This window comes from Arcicella rigui (assembly GCF_034929435.1).
Lineage (GTDB): Bacteria > Bacteroidota > Bacteroidia > Cytophagales > Spirosomataceae > Arcicella > Arcicella rigui.
This window is the reverse complement of record NZ_JAYFUM010000006.1, coordinates 187,161-205,763: the sequence shown is the minus strand read 5'-3', so window position 1 is coordinate 205,763 and position 18,603 is coordinate 187,161. Positions and strand designations below refer to the sequence as shown.

Below are 18,603 nucleotides of genomic sequence, written 5' to 3'. Positions count from 1 at the left end.
TAAAAATTCACTGTCTATTTATAATCAAAACAAAATAATATGAAAATGTCATTCTTTAAAAAGACCTACTTTATCTTGTTATTAGTTCTTTTGGGTACTCAATTCGCAATTTCACAGAAACCAAGAAAAATGGGTTTGTTGAGAGATGACAAAAAGTATCTGCAATTGCCAAGAAGAAGTAAAAACTTTTCATTAATGAGAGGAATTCTACCTCCAGCTTTTAGTTTACAGGCTTATACACCAAACGTTTTAGATCAGGGAGATTTTAGTACTTGTGTTGGCTGGTCAACTGCATATTATATGCGAACCATTATGGAGGCAAAAAGACTTGGTTTGAAGCAAAAAGAAGCCATTAACGCTATTGCGTTTTCTCCAACGTATATTTTTGAACGTGTAAAACGCTCAACAGACCAGCAATGTCAAATCGGAACAAGTATTTCCGATGCACTTGACTACATGAAAAAAGGTGGCGTGGGAACATTGAAATGTGCTCCTTACGAGTGTGGCAAGGTCTATTCAAACTGTGATGCAGAAGCTGTTAATTTTAAAATAGAAGGTTACAATACTCTATTTGAACTTCCTTCCTCTGCCTCAGCTGATGAAAAAGTAACAGCAATCAAAACAGCCTTAGTAGAAAGCCAAAATGCTGTGGTAATTGGTATGTGGATACCTAATTCTTTTTTCAAAGCCACTGATGTTTGGAATGTTGCTCCGGGCGAAAACATAGAAAAAGCAGTAGGAGGGCATGCCATGGCAGTAGTCGGATACGATGATTCTAAAGCAAAAGATGGAGCATTTCTGATTGTAAATAGCTGGGGAACTAAGTGGGGTTCAAACGGATTTGTATGGGTTAAATACAAAGATTTAGTAGAATTTGCTCCTTATGCCTACGAAGTACTTTCTCCAATTATAACTCCTACGCCAGTAGTTACCGTGAATGTTGCTGTTGAACCTAAGGTCGAGCCAGTTGTAGTTCCTGTTACTCCTACGCCTGTTCCTGTTGAACCAGTTCAAGTATCACTAAAAGGAAGTATAAAACCGATTTTGAAAAATGGCGAAGCTATGCCAGTATCTTCTGCGTTAGAGCGTGGTCTTGATGTTACCAGAGATACTACGATTGTTGATATGATTACATACTCAGTTACTCAAGAATATTATTCAGGGACATCGTTCAAAACTGTAATAACAAATAACTTAGCAAGTTATGTGTATATCATTGCATCAGATGATAATAACAGAGTGACTAAACTTTTCCCATTTGAAGATGGTATAAGTGCTTTAATTCCATCAAATAACGAAGCTACTTTACCATCAGTAAATAGTTCATTTACAATGGATAATAAGCCTGGAAACGATTATTTCTTAGTACTTTATTCTACAAAAGAATTGAATATTGATAACCTTCGTGATGGCGTGGCGAATGCACAAGGTGAGTTTAAGCAAAAAGTTTATTCTATAATTGGTAAAGACTTTGTAGCACCTGAATCAGTAAGTTATAATAGTAAAGAAATCTCTTTTGAAGTAAAAGGAACGCCAAAAGGAAGTATTGTGCCTTTATTGGTGAAAATTAAGCATAGAAATTAGTACAATAGTTTGGTTGGATGTATTGAGAGTCCTCTTCTTAAGTTAATTGAGAAGAGGCTTTTGTTTTATGAACAACATTAACACAAGAATTATCTGAATATGAAAAAGCTTTTACCATTAATAATTTTACTTATTACTCTTGGAAATGGGTCTATAAGTTTTGCTCAAAAACAGGCTCCAAAAACTATAGATAAAAATGAAATTACACTCCAAAGTGTAAAGATGTTAAAAAAAACAAAGGCATCTTTACAGGTTTTTTTTAGTGCAGAAACAGATAATGATGAAAAAAATGCTTGGAGTTCAATTGTACCAAATTTACTCGAAGGTGCAGTTTTTGAAAACGATATAAACCCTAAAGATGCCTTTTCAAATGATAGCAAAGAGCTACCAATAATGGAATATCTTGAAGTAATAAAAACCAGATTTCCTAAAGGCTTGAATTACAACATTGATTTTCACAAGGCTAAAGTAATATTCAAAAAGAATCAAGAAATCTATGTATATGCAAAAAAATTTATGCAGGGTAATTGGTATTTTGATGGCAACTCAAAACCATTATTAAATGATTACAACTGGTGTAGAATTGTATTGAAGCAGGAAATGCAGAACTCTAAAAAGCAAGCTGTCAAATTGAAAATTGCTTATATGGATAATGATATAAAGGAAATTAATAGTGCTACAAATATTCCAGATTTTTCAACGAACCTAAGCCAGACTACATTAGAAGATGTAGCAGAAAAAATAGCCAGTGATATAAGTAAAGCTGTTCCTAAAAGTGAAACCGAGGAAATTATTATTGATAAAATGTCTTTTGAAGGAAAGAATGTTATTAATAAGTTTTCAGAGTTATTTACTGGAGAACTGAAAACAATGCTAAAGTTGGCTCATCCTTCATTGAAAATAACATTGCCAGTTCGTTCTTTTAATAGGGTTTTGCAACTTAAATCAAACTATACTCGTCAAGGTGATTATTTATTGATTTCTTCAACGCTTATCAATTCTTCAGGAAAAGAAATTATTACAACATCTAATAAGATACTACTAACCAATGCAGAAGATTTGCTAAAGGATATTATTCCAAGTCAAAATCAGTTGATACAATCGGATGTTTTAACAAATAATATTACCAATACGCCAGCGGAAAGTGATAATGAATCAGCTTTGCAGTTTGAAATTAAAACTAATAAAGGGATTAGACCTCAGAGTTTTTTAGAAGGAGAATTATTATCAATTTATGTTGTGGCTAATAAACCTTGTAAAGTAAGAGTGATTTATAAGGATGCTCAGAATAATCTTTTTTTTATGAACGATAACGATTTTTCTATTTCAGCCAAAGAAATCAATGTTCCTATCAAATTACCTCAAGATTTCAAATGTTCAGCACCGTTTGGGGTTGAAGCCTTAATAGGCTTTGCAACAACTGGAACTTTTAGAGCCTTAAAAACAGAGAAGAAAGATGGGGTTACTTACTTATTAGAAGATTTAGAAAATTTAAAAAATAAGTCGGCTGGCGAGCAAACAATAGAAAGAGTTATACCAATAACTACCTATGCCAAATAAGAAAATTAAATAAAAAAATTAGCTTGTTGTAACCTTCTCTTGTTGAGTGGTACTTATAGTGTAAATCCGAAACCAAGGAGAACATAAAGTATTGATAATTTATTTAGCTCAGCATAATGAAAACCATCACACAGCAAATCAACACAGATGAGTGCATCAGAATAGGTTTGAAAACATACCTTCTTTCTGAAATAGTTATGTTAGAAGCTTCGGTAAATTATACATATTTCTACCTTAATGACGGAACCCGTTTAGTATATGCAAAAACAATAAAGTCATTTGAGTTGCTTTGCTTGAAGCATAGTTTTTTAAGAGTTCATCGATCATACATAATCAATGCAACCTATTTATCTACTTATTCAAGGGAAAATAACTATGTTGAAATGTGTAATAATTTGAAAGCAACAATATCCCGTAGATGTAAAAATAGACTGGAGTACTATTTATTTATTAAAAGAAGTAAGCATCCAAATTTACGTAGAGCTTGAGAATGATATGACGCTGTTTGAAGAAGTAATAAAAGCACTTATTAATGAAAATTCATACATAAGAAAAAATTCGATATTAAGGTTTAGAGAACTTTATAGAAAACAACTTGTCTCTTATGCTAAACAAAAATACGAAGACGAAGAAGCAGAAAAAGAAATAGAGAATAGTATAAAAATAATGATATACTTTATTTCAGAATACGGATATAATCCAGGAGAAAGCCAAATAGTTAAGAAATTAAAAAAAATACTTTCGCTTTCAAACTACGAGAAACAGCTCCGTATTGAAATGCAAAGGTTTATAAGTCATCAAACAACGGAGTATTTCGCTATTGAAAAAAAAATCCGTAAAATCATTACACCTTACTTTCAGTTGTTTACCCAAAAAAAATACTTCAGAAGTTCTTTTAAAGATGCTGAAGTATTGGGTAACGACTGGATAAGTCAACAAGTCTTTGATATTTATGTTCATAAAATCTTTGCCAAAGAGGAACAGTTTTTTCGTAATAAAATATCAAAACTCGAATCATTATATTATGAAGTATTTATGGTTTTTATTATCAGATACTGTAATGATGAAATAGAAAAAGAGCGGGTTTCAAACAAGATTTTTGAATTATGTCGTATTAGATTAGCTTACATACGCCAGTCCAACTTAGATATATTTGCTGAAAGTATGGAAATTTTTTTTGGAGAACTTAAAGAAAGAAATTTTATTCTCCGAACATCTTTACCAAATTATTGGGAAGGAATTTACAAGACTTTAAGCAACAAATCATTTAGAGAAGATAAGAAAGATAATCCTAAAGAATTGATAAAACTAAAAACTAATCTTTTTACAAAAGATGAAGTTTTTGCATTTATTTACGAAGGTTTAGATGCCATAGAGCATGTTCATGCCGGGAAAGCCAGAATATTGTTACTCACAGGTAGAAAAACTCGTTTTACAAGATTGTTGCAAGAAGCAAGTTTAAACTATATGCCTAATAATTTTGGTGTTATGCCCGACTATAAAAATAAACAGTCGGAAGCACAACAAAGGCAGGATTGTAAAAAAGCTTTGATTGAATGGATGAAAGCAGAGGTAGGTAATCCTCAGAGTAATTGGTTCGGTGAAAAAGGATTGGCATTGTTAAGATTTATTTGTGAATCGTAGTCTTTAATATCATTGACATTATGCAATATATTACAAATAATTTTGATGAGATTGAAGCCTATATTCAAGGTGAGATGGATGAAGAAAAGGCAAAACTTTTTCTTGAAAAATTGCAGATTGATGAAGAGCTATTTCGGGATTTTCAACTTTGGACAAAAATTGATAATTTTTTCGATGAGTCACATTTTTATGAAATAGAATCAACCATTGAAATAGAAATTAAGGAATCGTCTAAAAATATTAAAGGTACACCATCTAATAGAATACATTTATTTAACAATATTCTTAAAATAGCAGTCTGTATAGCACTATTGGGTTCATTTTGCGGTTTGATTTATCAACAATTTTATAATTTAGAATCTTTGCAGGGGTCGCTTGTTTACTCCAAAGCTTTGTATATTAATTCCAACTCAACTAACGCACACAAACCCCTACTTGGAACAAAGAGTATTGACTGGATATTGGGTAAGAGTTTGAATACTGATACTACATATCAATTTGTTTTTGAAAATGATGAACCCCAAAAAATTATCATAAGAGTTCCGAGAATTCGTTACAGTGATAGGCAAAAATTGATAATTCGCTATGACGATTCTATAAAAATGTACATATTGAACATGGGACATAAAAAAATCTTGCTGAAACCAACTAAAAATTGGCAGAAGGTACAATATTTGCCGCCTAAGTAAAACAATTAGTTTATGTGCTTTTGTTAGTTGAGAGAATTTACTCTATTCTCAAAAAGCCCTATCTTTAAAGTAGATAGAGCTTTTGCGAGATGATGCGAATCTTAGATTTTAAGGTCTTCCATTACCAGTTGATACTGGAGGGTCATCATTGGTTACTAAAGAAGTAGAATCAGCGGCCACTGTATTACTTTTTTTAACTTCTAAAGGTTTGATAGAGTTTTCATCATTGCATGAAGCGAGTAAAACACCCAAAACTAAGATTGTTATTAACTTATACATGATTTTTTGTGTGTTGTGGGAAGTTGAGCATCAACACACAATATCATGTTTGCGAAATAACCCTCTGTGACTTATTTTGTCATTTTACTATAATTATTTTCATAGTTATTTATAACTTTCAATTCCTATTGGAAATACTTTAAGGTTCAATTGAACGTTTTTTAAAGTGAATAAATACATATACTTGCTTACCCAACTAATCCTGCTTTTAATATTAAGTATCTATGAATCAAAGAATTAACTATACCCCTTCTCAAGTCGTAAGCGTATTAAGGAGTAATGTTCATACTGAAATAGAGTCAGTGACCACTTTTTTGTATACTTCATTCAAGCCAGTCGTGGCATCCTATATTTTCAAACAAGGAGGAGATTATGAAGATGCTAAAGACATATTTCAGGATGTTATTTTGATTTTTTTTCGTCAAGTTTACACTTTGAAGTTTGAACCTAAGTCATTTAAAGAGCTTGAGGGTTATTTCATAAAGATTGCTCACAATAAATGGTTAAAAAAAAAACAAGCAGATGAAAGAAGAGAACAACGAGAAAATGAATATACTAATCAACATGAGACTTTAAAGGATACAAAAACTCCTCAAAATCAGTTGGAAAATGACGAAAATAGTAATGCGTTTAACGAGGTGTTAAAAAAGTTGGGAGAACCATGTAGAACAATTCTTTTAGCGTATTATGGCGAAGAACTATCAATAAAAGAAATAGCCGCTCAATTAAATATAGGAAATCCAGATGCTATGAAAGTTCGCAAGTTTAGATGTTTAGAAAAATTAAAAACCCTTCTATCAAAAAATGAATAATCAAGAAAATTTTCACCGATTAGAACTTATAGAAAAATATTGTAATAATACTTTATCTCCTTCTGAAATACTTGAGTTTGAGGAATTATATAAAAATGATTCTACATTAGCAGAAGAAGTGGAAGAGTATAAAAAGATAGTTGATTTATTGCGAATGAGTTCTGTTGAAAAAACTATCCTTTCAACCTTAGAAAGATTAGAGAATGAAGATAGAGCTTTAGAGAGTTCGCCTATTAAATCTTACAAAGCTGCATTTTTCTTATTGATAACTACACTTGCAGCTTGTGTGATATTTGTGCTTTATGCTTCATTAACAGCAGTGGAATTACCAGATTTTGAAAATGATTTGACCATAGTTAGAAATACAGAACAAAGTGTTTTAACTTTTGATGATAAAGAAGTACTTGATAACTTAAGTAGAGGACAACGTTGTTTTAAAGATGGGAATTTTTCCAAGGCTGTCGAACACTTTGAAAATGTCCTTGATTCTCAAAATACAATTCGTCCATACTATCAAGAGGCAGCAGAATGGCATTTAATCGTGTCATATCTTAAAAATGACCAAGTAAAAGATGCAAAAAGGCTCTATAAACAAATGGATAATTGTAGTGAGTATGTTTATCCGATTAGTAGCCTTGATAAGATTAAATTATGGTGGCAAATTTTCTGGGCGAACCTCTTAAAATAACTGTATTTTATTTTTCTTCTTGTATAAAAACCAAACTATAATCACAAGAATAGGTATTATTAGTAGAAAATACAGGTATAGAGAAGTAGAAGATTCAATAGCATTTATATTACCTGTAAGAGTTAGATTAGCCCAGAAGAATGGATGATCTAACTCTTTTCCTAAGGAGGATTCCAGAAAGTCAATTTTAGCTTTTTGCAGAGCAAAGTCTTTTTCTTCTCCTTCGTTGATATAGTGATAAAAACGAGACATGATAAAAACGCTTGAACGATCATGTGCTTCCCACTGGGCAGCAATAACTGACTGAGAACCAGCTTTATAGAAAGCATATCCTAATGATAAAACTCCTTCGTATGCTTCATTTCGTCCATTAGCACTGTTGCAAGACGCTAAAATCAAAAGTTTACATTTTGAAAGGTCTAAGGTTAGAATTTCATTATATCCTAACTGCCAATGTTCAGATTTTGGACTAAAAATGATGTAAGAATTGTCAAAATTTGCTGAATCAGCCACAGAATGACACTCTAAATTTAAAACATTATACTTTTCAATATTATTGATAAAGTTTTGTTTACTTGCGTCTTTATCTTTAAAAATTTGTTCATCACGAGTTTTGGGAAGTGTCTCTAAGGCATTCAAAATTTTACCTTCTGGTGTTTTTTGATTTGTTGTAAATGGAGCAACTGTAAGAATTTTATTTGGAGTGTATTCATCTTTATTTTTCCGTAAAATAAAGCTCAATGCTGTGTACTGGTATGAAATAGCAAAATGATTTATGAGTTTATCATTTTTGGGTAGTCCCGTTTCTAAAGTTTCAAAAGGTAAATAGTTTAGGCTACCATCTCGACTAATAATTAATCTATTTTGATTGATGAGCATAGGCTCAATTGGTTTTAAGAGATAGTTATATATGTCTTGTGATAAATTAGCTCCCTCATAAGAAAAAACAGTCGGGTTTTTAGTTAGAGATTTTGTGAAATCATCAATGGTTTTCTTGATAGAAGGCTTATTAGCTAATTTTTTAAACATCACTTTTTCGTGATTAATGGCCAAAACATAAACTTGGAAATCATTGGAAATACTATAATTTATATAAACACTTTTAGGACTTAAATTGGCAATTATTTCATAAACATTCACATCATTGTTTGAAAGATTATTTCGGCCAGATTTTGGAAACATATTATCAAATTTTAATTTTTGATATGAAGCAAGCTTGATGTCACTTTTGTGAAGTTCAGATTTTAGGCTATCATACTTTGCCCTATCTAATCTTATTTCTGCAATTTTTTCTTTCAAAAGAATATTTTTCTTCTCCTCAGCTCTCTCTTCATTCTCAATTTTGAGTATATTACTATTAAGCTTTATTTTTTCAACTGATATTTTGTCGCTCAAAGCCAGTGCTTTCGTATTTTCAATTATACTTAATAGCACATTCACTTTTTTTATGGTAGGCTCTTGATAAAAAGAACGATAAGCGGCATCAATGGCATTATCAAAAACAGTAGTATTGTTTTGATTTAATACTAACTTGTCAGCAGGATGTTCTATACGCTTTCTAAACATAGTCGATAACTTTACTGCTAAATGATATGAGTTGACTATTAAATCAAGATTTTTGCCTGATAGTTTGTTTTTATATAACTGACTTAAAATTTTTCCTTTGAATGAAAGAATGTGGAATAGAGTAGGGTAATCAATTATAATTTGAGATAATTGTGGGTTTTTGTTAAAGTCGTCTTCTTCAAACTCAACAACAATTGCTCTTATTGCTTTTTGCGTATAAGTAAGCCCTGTTGAATAATTCGTGCTTGCATAAGCATTTTGAGCTTTCTGGAATAAAGCTAAGCTCAAGTATTTATTTTTATCTTTATGTTTCTTTCGATAATAATTGATAGTATAATCTAAGTACTTGTCGCTATCGGCATAATTTGAATTATAGGAATGAGCCATCCCCAAATCAAATAAACCTAAAGCTATATCTTCATCAGATAAGTTTGTATCCTTATTTTTTAATCTGGTTCTTACAATGTTTAAACTTTTTTTAAACGATGTAATTGCTTTAGAGTACTCCTTACATCTAATATGATTCCAGCCAATTGAAGTATAAATTATGTAGTTATTATTTAAGCTGTTTAATTGATACTTTTCTATTTGTCGATAGCAAGAAGCGGCAATATCATTTTTATTTAAAACATCATAAACATTTCCTAAGTTGTTTAGAAGATTTATTTTTTGTTTTATTCTTTTTTGAGTGTTTTTTATGTATTTATAAGTCCTAAGTCCTTCCTCAAAGCAACTAATAGCTCTTGTATAGTAATGATAAGATGTTTGAAACAATTGACCAAAATTACCCCAATGAGTAGCAACATAAAGAGGTTCATTCTTTTGAATTATTGGATATTTTTCAAGGATATTACTTATTTCATTTGAACAATAATATGAAGAGTCAATCTGGTTCAACTCTCTGTAAATATAAGCCAAACTAACTTTGAATTTGAGTTCAAGTGTACTTTTGGATAGCTGCGGAAGTTTAGATTTTTGTATAGAGATAAGATTTTTTTTGATTTGAAAAATCGTTTTTAAATATGGATTTATGAATATACTATCCTCAAGATTAGTTAGATTTTTCTCGAAATTCCGTATGGTACGAATAGAAGAACTATTTTGTGTATTAGCAGAAATAGTGTAATTATATGAGAACAGAAAGAGAGATAAGATTAGTAATTTTTTTTTCATAAAGCTTAAAATAGTGATTAGACAACTGTATGAGATTTAAGCTTAAATTTAGTAAAAAGAAATGAGAAAAAGATTAGTAATTAATTATGATTGAAGATGAAATAAAAGCCTCCTTAATAGCGGAATTTAAGGAGGCTTATTATGAAATTTTAATCAAGTGCTAAGCGAAAACCGACATCAGCAAATGCTTTATCTGGGGCAATGTTGGTTCGGTTGGTGACTAAGGATAGTTTTGAAGTGCTACTCCAACTTCCGCCTCTTAATACTTTTGATGGGCTGGTTGTGGAATTAATTGGATTTGACTTTGGACTATTCTGATAGTAGAGTCCATCGTACCAGTCTTGACACCACTCAAATACATTCCCAGTTAAATCAAATATCCCTAATTCATTGGCTATTTTCAGACCAACTTTGTGTGTTTTAGATTCAGCATTATCAATATTCCAAGCAATGTCATTAAGTGAGTTACTACCTGAATAAATAAAGTTTTGGCTTTTAGTACCTCCTTTAGCTACAAATTCCCACTCTGCTTCAGTAGGAAGTCTAAAGCTTTTCCCTGTAATTTTTTGAAACCTTTCAATAAAAATTTGAGTATCATTCCAAGAAACTTGCTCTACTGGACATTCGTCACAATTAGGGAAATAGCTTGGGTTCGTTCCCATAACAGCTCTCCAGAGGGCTTGTGTAACTTCGAATTTACTTATTTTGAAATTGCTTAAAGTAATCTCATGTTCAGGCTGTTCATCTATATCACCGTTGTTATTTCCCATTTGAAATGTACCACCCTCTATATCAACCATTTCAATTTTAAAAATATCAGGAATTTTTAGTTCATAAGTTGATGTGAGTTCATAGGTTTCTTTACATTTATTAGTAATGTTAGCTACAACTTTATAATTACCTTCACTAATCAACATGGATGATTGAGCAGTGAAAGGACTTGAGGTTACTTCCGTTCTGAAGATTTCTGAGTTGGAGCTTATATCTGTTATAATCCATTCTATTTTAGCAATATCTGTTATAGTTCCATTAATACTTAAATCAACAATTAATGGACTTGATGTATTTGCTGTTGCTGTAATATCCGTAGGTTTTAAACATTTTTTTGTATAGTTAAAACTATATGTTAAATCTATTGACTTACCACAATTGTTGGTAGAAGTACATGATATATTGTATAATCCATCAAAATTAAAAGTGAAAATTGGATTTTCATTTGCTTTAAATTGACCACTTTTATACACTTCTGTACCATTATAAACGATTTTCCAAACAGTGTAATTAATATCAGAAGAATTACCATTGAGTGTAAATCTTAATTTTGCAAGGTTTGAAGGATCTGGGTAACTGGGTTGGATAGAAATAGGCTGGCTACATTCTTTTAGCATTTTGTTGGTAGGGAGTTCCAAGCTACAAGCTGTTAGAAAAAACAAGCAAAAGATGTATAAATAATAGTTCTGTGTCTTGTACATATTTTATATATATTTTGTAATACTGCTGAAAACCTAAGATTAATTGTTAATTGAAATAGGGACTAAAAAACGAATTCGTTATCGTGAGTTGGTTCTTTTAAAAACTGTGGATTTTGTTTTTGTTTAGTTTCCTCTTTTACGTTGATTCCAGTTCTATCGAAAACTTTTTCTAATCTTTCTCCCGATTTAATTTGTTTCAATAATTGTCCTGTGTAAACACCATTTCTACCTGTGCCATTTTGTGCTTTTTTGCCCCATCCAGTTGCCATTGCCAAATAAATATTACCAGAGGGTACATTGTTCAATTCAATAGCCGAAAAACCTCTATCAGTGTTTGACCAAGCTCTTTCTTCACCTTTTGAAAGAATATCAACCTCTTTAAAAGGGTCATTCCTACAAGCATCCAAAATGATGAGATTGTGCTTTGCATTACCAGACTTTAGTCTTTCAAAGAGTGTTTCTATATTATAGGCATCATCATTGGCATCAGCAGGAGTTTTAAGTTGAGCATCTACCGGAATAATATATTTTTTACCATTGATTTCAATGCCATGACCTGCAAAAAAGAATGTTGCCATTTCAGCTCCTTTAATTTTCTCTTGAAAAGTTTTTATTGCATCTTTAATGGTTTGAAGTGTACCATTTGTAATAACTTTTACGTCGAACCCTAATGATTGAAGTGTTTGTCCCATATCATTAGCATCATTAATTGGATTTTCTCCCAGTCTTGTTCCATGTTTATAGTCTGAATTTCCAATTAATAAAGCTACCCGTTTTTGTGTGGGTCTGAAGAAAATCTTTAAAGTACTTGTGCTAATCAGTTTTTTCCCTTTTTCAACTGTTACAAAAAGCTCATGTGTATAATTAGGGCTTACCTCAATTGAAGTCTTAAAAGTATTGTTTAAACAGATGGACTCAGAAAAAATACTTTGTCCATCAAGCCATACTTTAAAATTGTTAGCTTCAAGTGGGGCTTCGCAAATAGCTTTACATTCTATATTAATTTTTGGATTATTGGTTTGAAATATGGTTTCATTACTTACCGAAGGTTGTATCCATTCAATTCCTTTCAACTGAATGGTATTGAGTTTTATAACAGTTTGTCCAATTCCATGAAATTGAGTAAGACAAATTATGAATATCAAAGCAAACTTATTGTTCATCGTCGTTAGAATTTATAAGTAAGAGATAATCCATTCAAAGTGGATGATGGCTGAAAGCTAAATCCTTTATCAATTTTATTTGTTTTTGTTGTTAATAAGAAAATTTCGTACCCAAGCGATAAAATACTCGTCGCTACCATAGCATTGAGCAAACCTGTTTTCTGAGCTTTTTGTGCTTCTGAATAAGCATTATTCCACGTTTCTAAGTCGTTTAATGTTTGAAGTTGTTCATTTACTTGAGGCAAACTTTGTGATAAATCATTTAATACCTTGACCTTAGAATCAAAATCACTCTTAATTGAGTTGGCTGACAACGCTGCAAATACTCCAACTCCTGCAACTCCCAGTTTTAATAAAACAGAATGAGGTTTATACTTCGTTTTTGTTAATACTTCTGGAGCAACGTACTTTTTCTCTTTTACTAAACTTGCACAAGAGTCTATAAATACATGTAAAACAAATTCATCATCTACAAACAGATTCGCAGTTTTATAGTCAAATACTACATAATGATTGCCTATGCTGAGGTTGTTAAGTTCACCTTTTAGCGGAGTCAATACGGTTCTTTTATTGGTCGATAGCTCAACTAATTCAACTCTTTTCACATTTGAGCAATAAGTTAATTTAAACTCAATTTTCAATTCTCCTTTGGTTAGTTCTGGAGTTCCAATACCCTCAATCATTTTTTGAGAAAAACCTCTTTGACAGCTTAGAATTGAACAAAAGAAACAGAACACAAGCACACATTTTAAATTCAGCATATTCTTGAAATAGTTAGTGTTTAATAAGAAAGTATTAATTCGTTAGACTCTATTTTGTTTAACATCAGTAGATTAATAGTAAAAAATTACACGTTTTCTAAAAACTTATTTTACGGTTATTCACTTTTTTAAGCGTGTCTTTTCCGTTTTAATCTTCAATTAATCTGTTTAAATGTTTTTACGTATATTTTATTGGGTTCACTTTTTGAAAGATTGTAAAATCCATGATGAGTCAATATTATTTATATTTAAACATGTTTTAAAAATATATGTGACTCTCTAAAAATTAACTTCAGCAAAAGTCAAAACACATTACCTATTATAATAGAGTTACATTCAGTTTTGTAAAAAAATATTCCTCTTTTTTGGGTTTCAATGTTGAAAACCATACTTAAACACCAAAAATTATATTTATTATGGTATTAATACAATCCTTAGCATTGCCTAAAGTTTCATCGGATGACCTTTATGATGGAGTTAAAAATGGAGAAAGGTGGTCATTTGAATTTTTAGAAAGAACACTCTTTTCAGGACATTTATTAGAACTTAATGGGGACAAAGACTTGGCTTTTGATTTATACCATGATGTTATTCTTGAACTGTATCTCAAAATTATTGAGGGAAAACTTACTAAAACGGATGAGAATGGTACTGGATTAGTAATCTCATGGGTAAAACGACATTTAGATTGGAAAAGAAGAGATTATTGGAAAAGTAGTAGGTATAAAGATGTTGTTAAATTAGATGAACATCATGAACAGACTTGTGCCTGTTTTCCCGAAATAGAAAATAAAATCTATTTCAATCAGGTCATAACGATTATTGAAAAAATGACTGCTAAAAATAGAATGATACTCCAAGATAAGCTTGTTGATGAACTCGAATGGAAAGTAATCTACCAGAAATATCCTCTTGAAAATCAAGGAAGTTTACGAGTTTTATTCAGTAATAGCCTAAAATCCTTAAGAGTACATTTGAGTCAATGATATGATTTGAAATATTTCTTAAGTCGTGATGCGATGTTTTAATCATATCTCTAAATTCAACAACTACCTTAAATTAATAGTAATAACCCTAATTGTTTTATGAAACTATCCCAAGACCTTATCGTTTTTACTCATAACTCAAGAGTGTTTAATTTACTCGAAACCGTAAAAAAGCCTTCCAAGTATTTTTGAGAATCTATTCATAAAAACCTATAATTGAGTGTATTTATGAATACAACATCATTTACTGTTGAATTCCACGTTAAAAAAAATCAAAGAGAAACTGAACGCCAGCTTTTTTTACCAAAAGATGTTAGAAGCTTGTGTATTGTTGGTGATACTAAAGAGTTTGGACTAAAAGATGAGCAAAAAAACTCATATTCAGACATATTGACTCTTAACAAAGACTTTGTTGTAATTCGTTTCAATCCATCTAAAGCAGGCATTTACCAAGTTGTAGTTAAAGGTTATGATAAAAACCTGAAAGAAATAGTTGTAATTACTCTGATTGGTAAATGTTTTCTGGATAATTTAAAAATTATTAAAAGTATTTGCTTGATTACTGGTCTTTTGGCTGGAATTGTTTTGTCATTTTATGAATGCACTAATTATTGGGTTTATACAACACAAGATGTAAATAAAACTCTATCAAAACGACCCAAAACCCTACTAATTGGTTCTACAGAAAAATTTATTGATTCAGATGTGTTACTAAATAGATTTCAGCGGTACTATGACTACAAGATAGATGATGAGACATTTTCAAATAAACCGATAAAAGAACTATATAGGTTATTGAAAAGTGGAAAAATTGATTGCATTGTTACTTCAATTTCAAATGTGGATACTTCATCAATTTATTGGAGCGAAGTATATGCCATTGATAACACTGGAGGTGTTGGGCTCAGAGTGGGTGTTTTAAAAACAACAAGTAATGTTCAATTAATACGAGAGTTTAACCAATGATGAAACAGAAATACATCTTGCTTTTAATACTTACACTATTCGTCATACTGCTAATGAGTGGTGTCGCTACTTTCGCTCAAACAATTCATATTATAGGATTAGTAGATACCGAAAGTGATGAGCGACTTGCTGGCAATAAGTTTGTAAAAACACAACTATATGAATTAGGTCGAAACTTAAGTGTTACAGACTTGAAAATAGATTCAGTTCAATTTACACCAGAATCACTTTTGGATACTTCGTTGATTTATGATAAAATTAGAAAAATTAAAGTCGAGAAAAATGATGTAATATTCTGTTATTCTGCGGCTCATGGTTACAACAGAGGCGGAAGTGTTTATCCTACGATACGTTTTGGTTTAACCAATCAGTCGGATATATACATAGGCAAATTAAAAGGAGTTCTTGAGTCAAAAAATGCAAGATTGTGTATTATTATTAATGAGTCTTGTAATGCCCTTCATAAAAATAAGTTTTTCTTTAATAATAATGAACCTCGCTCATTATTCAATCTCCAATCACTGAAACGACTTTTTGTTGACTCAAAAGGAACATTTTTAATGTTATCATGTGACCTCGACCAAAAATCTCTTATTACGGAAGAAGGAGGGATTTTTGGGAAAGCTTTTTTCTATACACTTCATGAACAGTTTTATTCAGAAAGTTCATCTTGGGAAATTATCGCACAAACAACGAAGCGATTAACCCAAAGGGCAGCCCTCGAATATGAAAACTTTCAACAAGTGCCTTATATTGAAAATAACCTTTCGTATCAGAGTACAACAGAAACACAGTCTGAAAAAGATGTAGCTGTGAATGTTACGATTAACCCGTATAAGTATGAAGATTTTGAAATTGAGATTAAAACCGATAAAGGTCGAGAGAACTTAATGTATTACAAATGTGATACGCTTAGGATTAGCATAAGAGTGACGAAACCTTGTTTTATTCGGTTAGTTGATATTTCACCAGACAACCAAACAAGTTTATTGTTAGATAATTATAGAATTGATGCGGATAAAGTAGGCAAATGGATTGAAATAAATTCGATTCCTAATCAGCCGTATTTTATTTGTTCTCAACCATTTGGGGTTGATTATTTATTATCCTTTGCCTCACAAAAAGCATTTTGTCCTCTCAACTTCAAGAAAGTAAATGGTATTCCCTACTTGGAAGACGATTTTAAAAATGCAATTGACTGTACTCGGGGAAAATTACTAATGGGAGCTGGAATAGTACTTGAAGATAAACTTAAAGTTTTTACCAAAGATAAATTTGGAGTGAGTTGCCACTAATTGAAATAGCACTTGGTGTATTTTAAAATAATAAGAAACATTATGAAAACAAATTTTACAATTATTGCAAAGATTTCATTGAATTTCAGACACCATTTATTGGGTTGTTTGGTACTGATTTTCTATTTTGCCACAACAAATGGCTTTTCGCAAACTAAATCATTTACACCTAATTTGGTAATAAATGAGGAAAAACGATTAGCCTTGGTGATAGGTAATAAAGAATACATTGCTGCTCATGCATCGTTAAAAAATTCAGCGAATGACGCTGAAGATATGACCAAAGAACTAACAAGGTTAGGGTTTAAAGTAATGACCTATTATAATCTTTCAAAGAAAGACTTTTTGATAGCCATAGACGAATTTGGTATTCAATTAAAAAATTATAATGTAGGTTTGTTTTACTATTCTGGACATGGGGGGCAGTCAAGAGGAGAAAGTTATTTGATTCCGAGTGATATTACCTTGAATAGTAGTTTAGAGTATGATTGTGTTAGCCTTGGACGAGTATTAGAAAAAATGGAAGAAGCACAAGTTAAAGTAAATTTAGCTTTTATAGATGCTTGTCGAACCAATCCATTAGAGAGAAAAAAGGCTATGATTGGGCAAGGTTTGGCAATTCCTAACAATCCCTCAGGTAGCATGGTTGTATATGCCACAGAAGCAGGAACACCAGCAAGAGATGACCATGAAAATGGAAGAAATGGACTGTTTACTGGTGAATTATTAAGTCAATTGAGAGAAAATCCAACTTTAGGTTTACGTTCGATGTTGGACAATACTTCTGAGGGAGTAGAAAAACTCAGTAATAAAACACAAGAACCTGGAAGATATGACAAATTGAAAGGGGATTTCTTTTTTTTGAAAGGAAATAAAGTTCTTCCAGTGAGTACTGAAAGCTATGATGATATTAGCTACAATATTCAGCAAGGCGAAATGGCTTTTGATAAAAAAATATATGATGATGCTTATAGATTTTTAAATACTTATCGTGAACATGCACTTTTTAAGCCGACGAATCTTAATCAGTTAGCTTATATGTACGATATGGGTTATGGGGCAAAACAAAATTATGCAGAAGCTTTTAAACTGTATCAAAAAGCTGCCAGCTTAGATAACGCATTAGCTGCGTACAATCTTGGAATTATGTATGAAAGAGGTTTAGGTACAGTGGCTGACTATAAATCAGCGGCCGAGTGGTACAAAAAAGCGGCAAATCAAAATTTAGCTCTGGCTCAATTCAACTTAGGTTTTCTATATGAAAAAGGACTTGGCGTAAATCAAAGCTACACAGAGGCATTTAATTGGTATTTGAAAGCCGCCGAAAATGGTGATTCTGATGGACAAGTAAATGTGGGTTACTTATATGAAAATGGTTTGGGTACTACAAAAGATATTAGAGAAGCCTCAAAATGGTATCGCAAAGCTGCTGAACAAGCTGATGCTGATGGACAGTATAATCTTGCAAGGCTGAATGTTTCTTTGAGTGATGGTCAAGAAGAATTTACGCTTTATGCGAATGCGGCAGAGCAAGGACATATTGGGGCTCAAATAAATTTAGGCTATCTCTATGAAGTTGGAAGAAATGTTGCTAAAAACCAAGATTTGGCTACTACTTGGTATCAGAAAGCGGCTAATCAAGGAAATGCAATTGCTCAATTTAATTTGGGAGTACAGTATGAGAGTAAAAAATTCCCGTTAAGCCCTAATTATCGTGAAGCGATCAATTGGTATGAAAAGGCCGCAAAGCAAGATTTCGGACTGGCTTTATACAATTTAGCTATTCTTCATGAAAATGGTAAAGGAACAGTAAGAGATATGAAAATCGCAAATGAATATTATAAAAAGGCTGCTAAACAGGACATTTTAGGAGCTCAAAGAGCATTAGCAAGATTTGGATTAAAGTGGTAAAGAACATTTTATGCTAATGCTTTAAATCAAATTACATAAACAATTCAATAAATA

The 18,603-nt window shown here is 31.5% G+C and carries 16 protein-coding genes; 11 read left to right on the top strand and 5 right to left on the bottom strand.

The genetic code is table 11. The features are described 5' to 3' along the window. The first annotated feature begins 45 nt into the window (after positions 1-45). The 5 genes from VB248_RS05820 to VB248_RS05805 all read left to right on the top strand — a co-directional run bounded on the left by VB248_RS05820 (position 46) and on the right by VB248_RS05805 (position 5,477). A complete protein-coding gene (locus VB248_RS05820; protein WP_323295803.1) occupies positions 46-1,584 on the top strand; it encodes a C1 family peptidase in 1,539 nt (512 codons plus the stop codon). A 99-nt stretch (positions 1,585-1,683) separates the two neighbouring features. After that, complete coding sequence (locus VB248_RS05815) at positions 1,684-3,144, top strand: hypothetical protein (RefSeq protein WP_323295802.1); 1,461 nt, start codon at positions 1,684-1,686, stop codon at positions 3,142-3,144. 116 nt (positions 3,145-3,260) lie between these two features. After that, a complete protein-coding gene (locus VB248_RS22585) occupies positions 3,261-3,632 on the top strand; it encodes a LytR/AlgR family response regulator transcription factor (protein WP_407652872.1) in 372 nt (123 codons plus the stop codon). Between the two features lie 7 nt (positions 3,633-3,639). After that, a complete protein-coding gene (locus VB248_RS05810) occupies positions 3,640-4,788 on the top strand; it encodes a hypothetical protein (protein WP_323295801.1) in 1,149 nt (382 codons plus the stop codon). 20 nt (positions 4,789-4,808) lie between these two features. Further along, positions 4,809-5,477 carry a hypothetical protein gene (locus VB248_RS05805; RefSeq protein ID WP_323295800.1) on the top strand — a complete coding sequence of 223 codons (669 nt, stop codon included), beginning with the start codon at positions 4,809-4,811 and terminating at the stop codon, positions 5,475-5,477. 108 nt (positions 5,478-5,585) lie between these two features. On the opposite strand, the gene VB248_RS05800 is transcribed toward VB248_RS05805, so the two are convergent. Then, on the bottom strand, positions 5,586-5,756 hold the full coding sequence (locus VB248_RS05800) for a hypothetical protein (RefSeq protein ID WP_323295799.1): 171 nt from the start codon (positions 5,754-5,756) through the stop codon (positions 5,586-5,588). A 224-nt stretch (positions 5,757-5,980) separates the two neighbouring features. Between VB248_RS05800 and VB248_RS05795 the strand changes: the two genes are divergently transcribed. Both VB248_RS05795 and VB248_RS05790 read left to right on the top strand, forming a co-directional pair. Beyond that, positions 5,981-6,568, top strand: coding sequence for an RNA polymerase sigma factor (locus VB248_RS05795; protein ID WP_323295798.1), 588 nt, complete (start codon positions 5,981-5,983; stop codon positions 6,566-6,568). Then, a complete protein-coding gene (locus tag VB248_RS05790) occupies positions 6,561-7,256 on the top strand; it encodes a hypothetical protein (protein WP_323295797.1) in 696 nt (231 codons plus the stop codon). The genes VB248_RS05795 and VB248_RS05790 overlap by 8 nt, the downstream gene beginning before the upstream one ends. Here the strand turns inward: VB248_RS05790 and VB248_RS05785 are convergent. The 4 genes from VB248_RS05785 to VB248_RS05770 all read right to left on the bottom strand — a co-directional run bounded on the left by VB248_RS05785 (position 7,248) and on the right by VB248_RS05770 (position 13,313). Next, entirely contained in the window at positions 7,248-9,995 is a 2,748-nt protein-coding gene (locus VB248_RS05785) for a CHAT domain-containing protein (protein ID WP_323295796.1), read from the bottom strand. The two genes, VB248_RS05790 and VB248_RS05785, sit on opposite strands and share 9 nt — an antisense overlap. A 149-nt stretch (positions 9,996-10,144) precedes the next feature. Next, positions 10,145-11,404 carry a formylglycine-generating enzyme family protein gene (locus VB248_RS05780; RefSeq protein WP_323295795.1) on the bottom strand — a complete coding sequence of 420 codons (1,260 nt, stop codon included), beginning with the start codon at positions 11,402-11,404 and terminating at the stop codon, positions 10,145-10,147. Positions 11,405-11,529: 125 nt separating this feature from the next. Beyond that, the gene (locus tag VB248_RS05775) at positions 11,530-12,630 is read right to left on the bottom strand and encodes a caspase family protein (protein WP_323295794.1); all 1,101 of its coding nucleotides are present in this window, start codon (positions 12,628-12,630) and stop codon (positions 11,530-11,532) included. 5 nt (positions 12,631-12,635) lie between these two features. Continuing rightward, positions 12,636-13,313 (bottom strand): hypothetical protein, encoded by a 678-nt coding sequence (locus VB248_RS05770; RefSeq protein ID WP_323295793.1) that lies wholly within the window; start codon positions 13,311-13,313, stop codon positions 12,636-12,638. A 494-nt stretch (positions 13,314-13,807) separates the two neighbouring features. Between VB248_RS05770 and VB248_RS05765 the strand changes: the two genes are divergently transcribed. The 4 genes from VB248_RS05765 (at position 13,808) to VB248_RS05750 (ending at position 18,549) form a co-directional block, all read left to right on the top strand. After that, the gene (locus VB248_RS05765; protein ID WP_323295792.1) at positions 13,808-14,377 is read left to right on the top strand and encodes a hypothetical protein; all 570 of its coding nucleotides are present in this window, start codon (positions 13,808-13,810) and stop codon (positions 14,375-14,377) included. 228 nt (positions 14,378-14,605) lie between these two features. Continuing rightward, entirely contained in the window at positions 14,606-15,343 is a 738-nt protein-coding gene (locus VB248_RS05760) for a hypothetical protein (RefSeq protein WP_323295791.1), read from the top strand. Beyond that, complete coding sequence (locus tag VB248_RS05755) at positions 15,340-16,638, top strand: hypothetical protein (protein ID WP_323295790.1); 1,299 nt, start codon at positions 15,340-15,342, stop codon at positions 16,636-16,638. The genes VB248_RS05760 and VB248_RS05755 overlap by 4 nt, the downstream gene beginning before the upstream one ends. A 42-nt stretch (positions 16,639-16,680) precedes the next feature. Next, positions 16,681-18,549 carry a caspase family protein gene (locus VB248_RS05750; protein WP_323295789.1) on the top strand — a complete coding sequence of 623 codons (1,869 nt, stop codon included), beginning with the start codon at positions 16,681-16,683 and terminating at the stop codon, positions 18,547-18,549. Positions 18,550-18,603: the final 54 nt, after the last annotated feature.

Excerpts from the sequence above, each read along its gene's own strand:
- VB248_RS05815 (WP_323295802.1), top strand. The coding sequence starts at position 1,684 with ATGAAAAAGCTTTTACCATTAATAATTTTACTTATTACTCTTGGAAAT.
- VB248_RS05775 (WP_323295794.1), bottom strand. The coding sequence starts at position 12,630 with ATGAACAATAAGTTTGCTTTGATATTCATAATTTGTCTTACTCAATTT.
- VB248_RS05820 (WP_323295803.1), top strand. The coding sequence starts at position 46 with ATGTCATTCTTTAAAAAGACCTACTTTATCTTGTTATTAGTTCTTTTG.
- VB248_RS05755 (WP_323295790.1), top strand. The coding sequence starts at position 15,340 with ATGATGAAACAGAAATACATCTTGCTTTTAATACTTACACTATTCGTC.
- VB248_RS05770 (WP_323295793.1), bottom strand. The coding sequence starts at position 13,313 with ATGATTGAGGGTATTGGAACTCCAGAACTAACCAAAGGAGAATTGAAA.
- VB248_RS05795 (WP_323295798.1), top strand. The coding sequence starts at position 5,981 with ATGAATCAAAGAATTAACTATACCCCTTCTCAAGTCGTAAGCGTATTA.
- VB248_RS05765 (WP_323295792.1), top strand. The coding sequence starts at position 13,808 with ATGGTATTAATACAATCCTTAGCATTGCCTAAAGTTTCATCGGATGAC.
- VB248_RS05810 (WP_323295801.1), top strand. The coding sequence starts at position 3,640 with ATGACGCTGTTTGAAGAAGTAATAAAAGCACTTATTAATGAAAATTCA.
- VB248_RS05785 (WP_323295796.1), bottom strand. The coding sequence starts at position 9,995 with ATGAAAAAAAAATTACTAATCTTATCTCTCTTTCTGTTCTCATATAAT.
- VB248_RS05750 (WP_323295789.1), top strand. The coding sequence starts at position 16,681 with ATGAAAACAAATTTTACAATTATTGCAAAGATTTCATTGAATTTCAGA.
- VB248_RS05760 (WP_323295791.1), top strand. The coding sequence starts at position 14,606 with ATGAATACAACATCATTTACTGTTGAATTCCACGTTAAAAAAAATCAA.
- VB248_RS05805 (WP_323295800.1), top strand. The coding sequence starts at position 4,809 with ATGCAATATATTACAAATAATTTTGATGAGATTGAAGCCTATATTCAA.
- VB248_RS05800 (WP_323295799.1), bottom strand. The coding sequence starts at position 5,756 with ATGTATAAGTTAATAACAATCTTAGTTTTGGGTGTTTTACTCGCTTCA.
- VB248_RS22585 (WP_407652872.1), top strand. The coding sequence starts at position 3,261 with ATGAAAACCATCACACAGCAAATCAACACAGATGAGTGCATCAGAATA.
- VB248_RS05790 (WP_323295797.1), top strand. The coding sequence starts at position 6,561 with ATGAATAATCAAGAAAATTTTCACCGATTAGAACTTATAGAAAAATAT.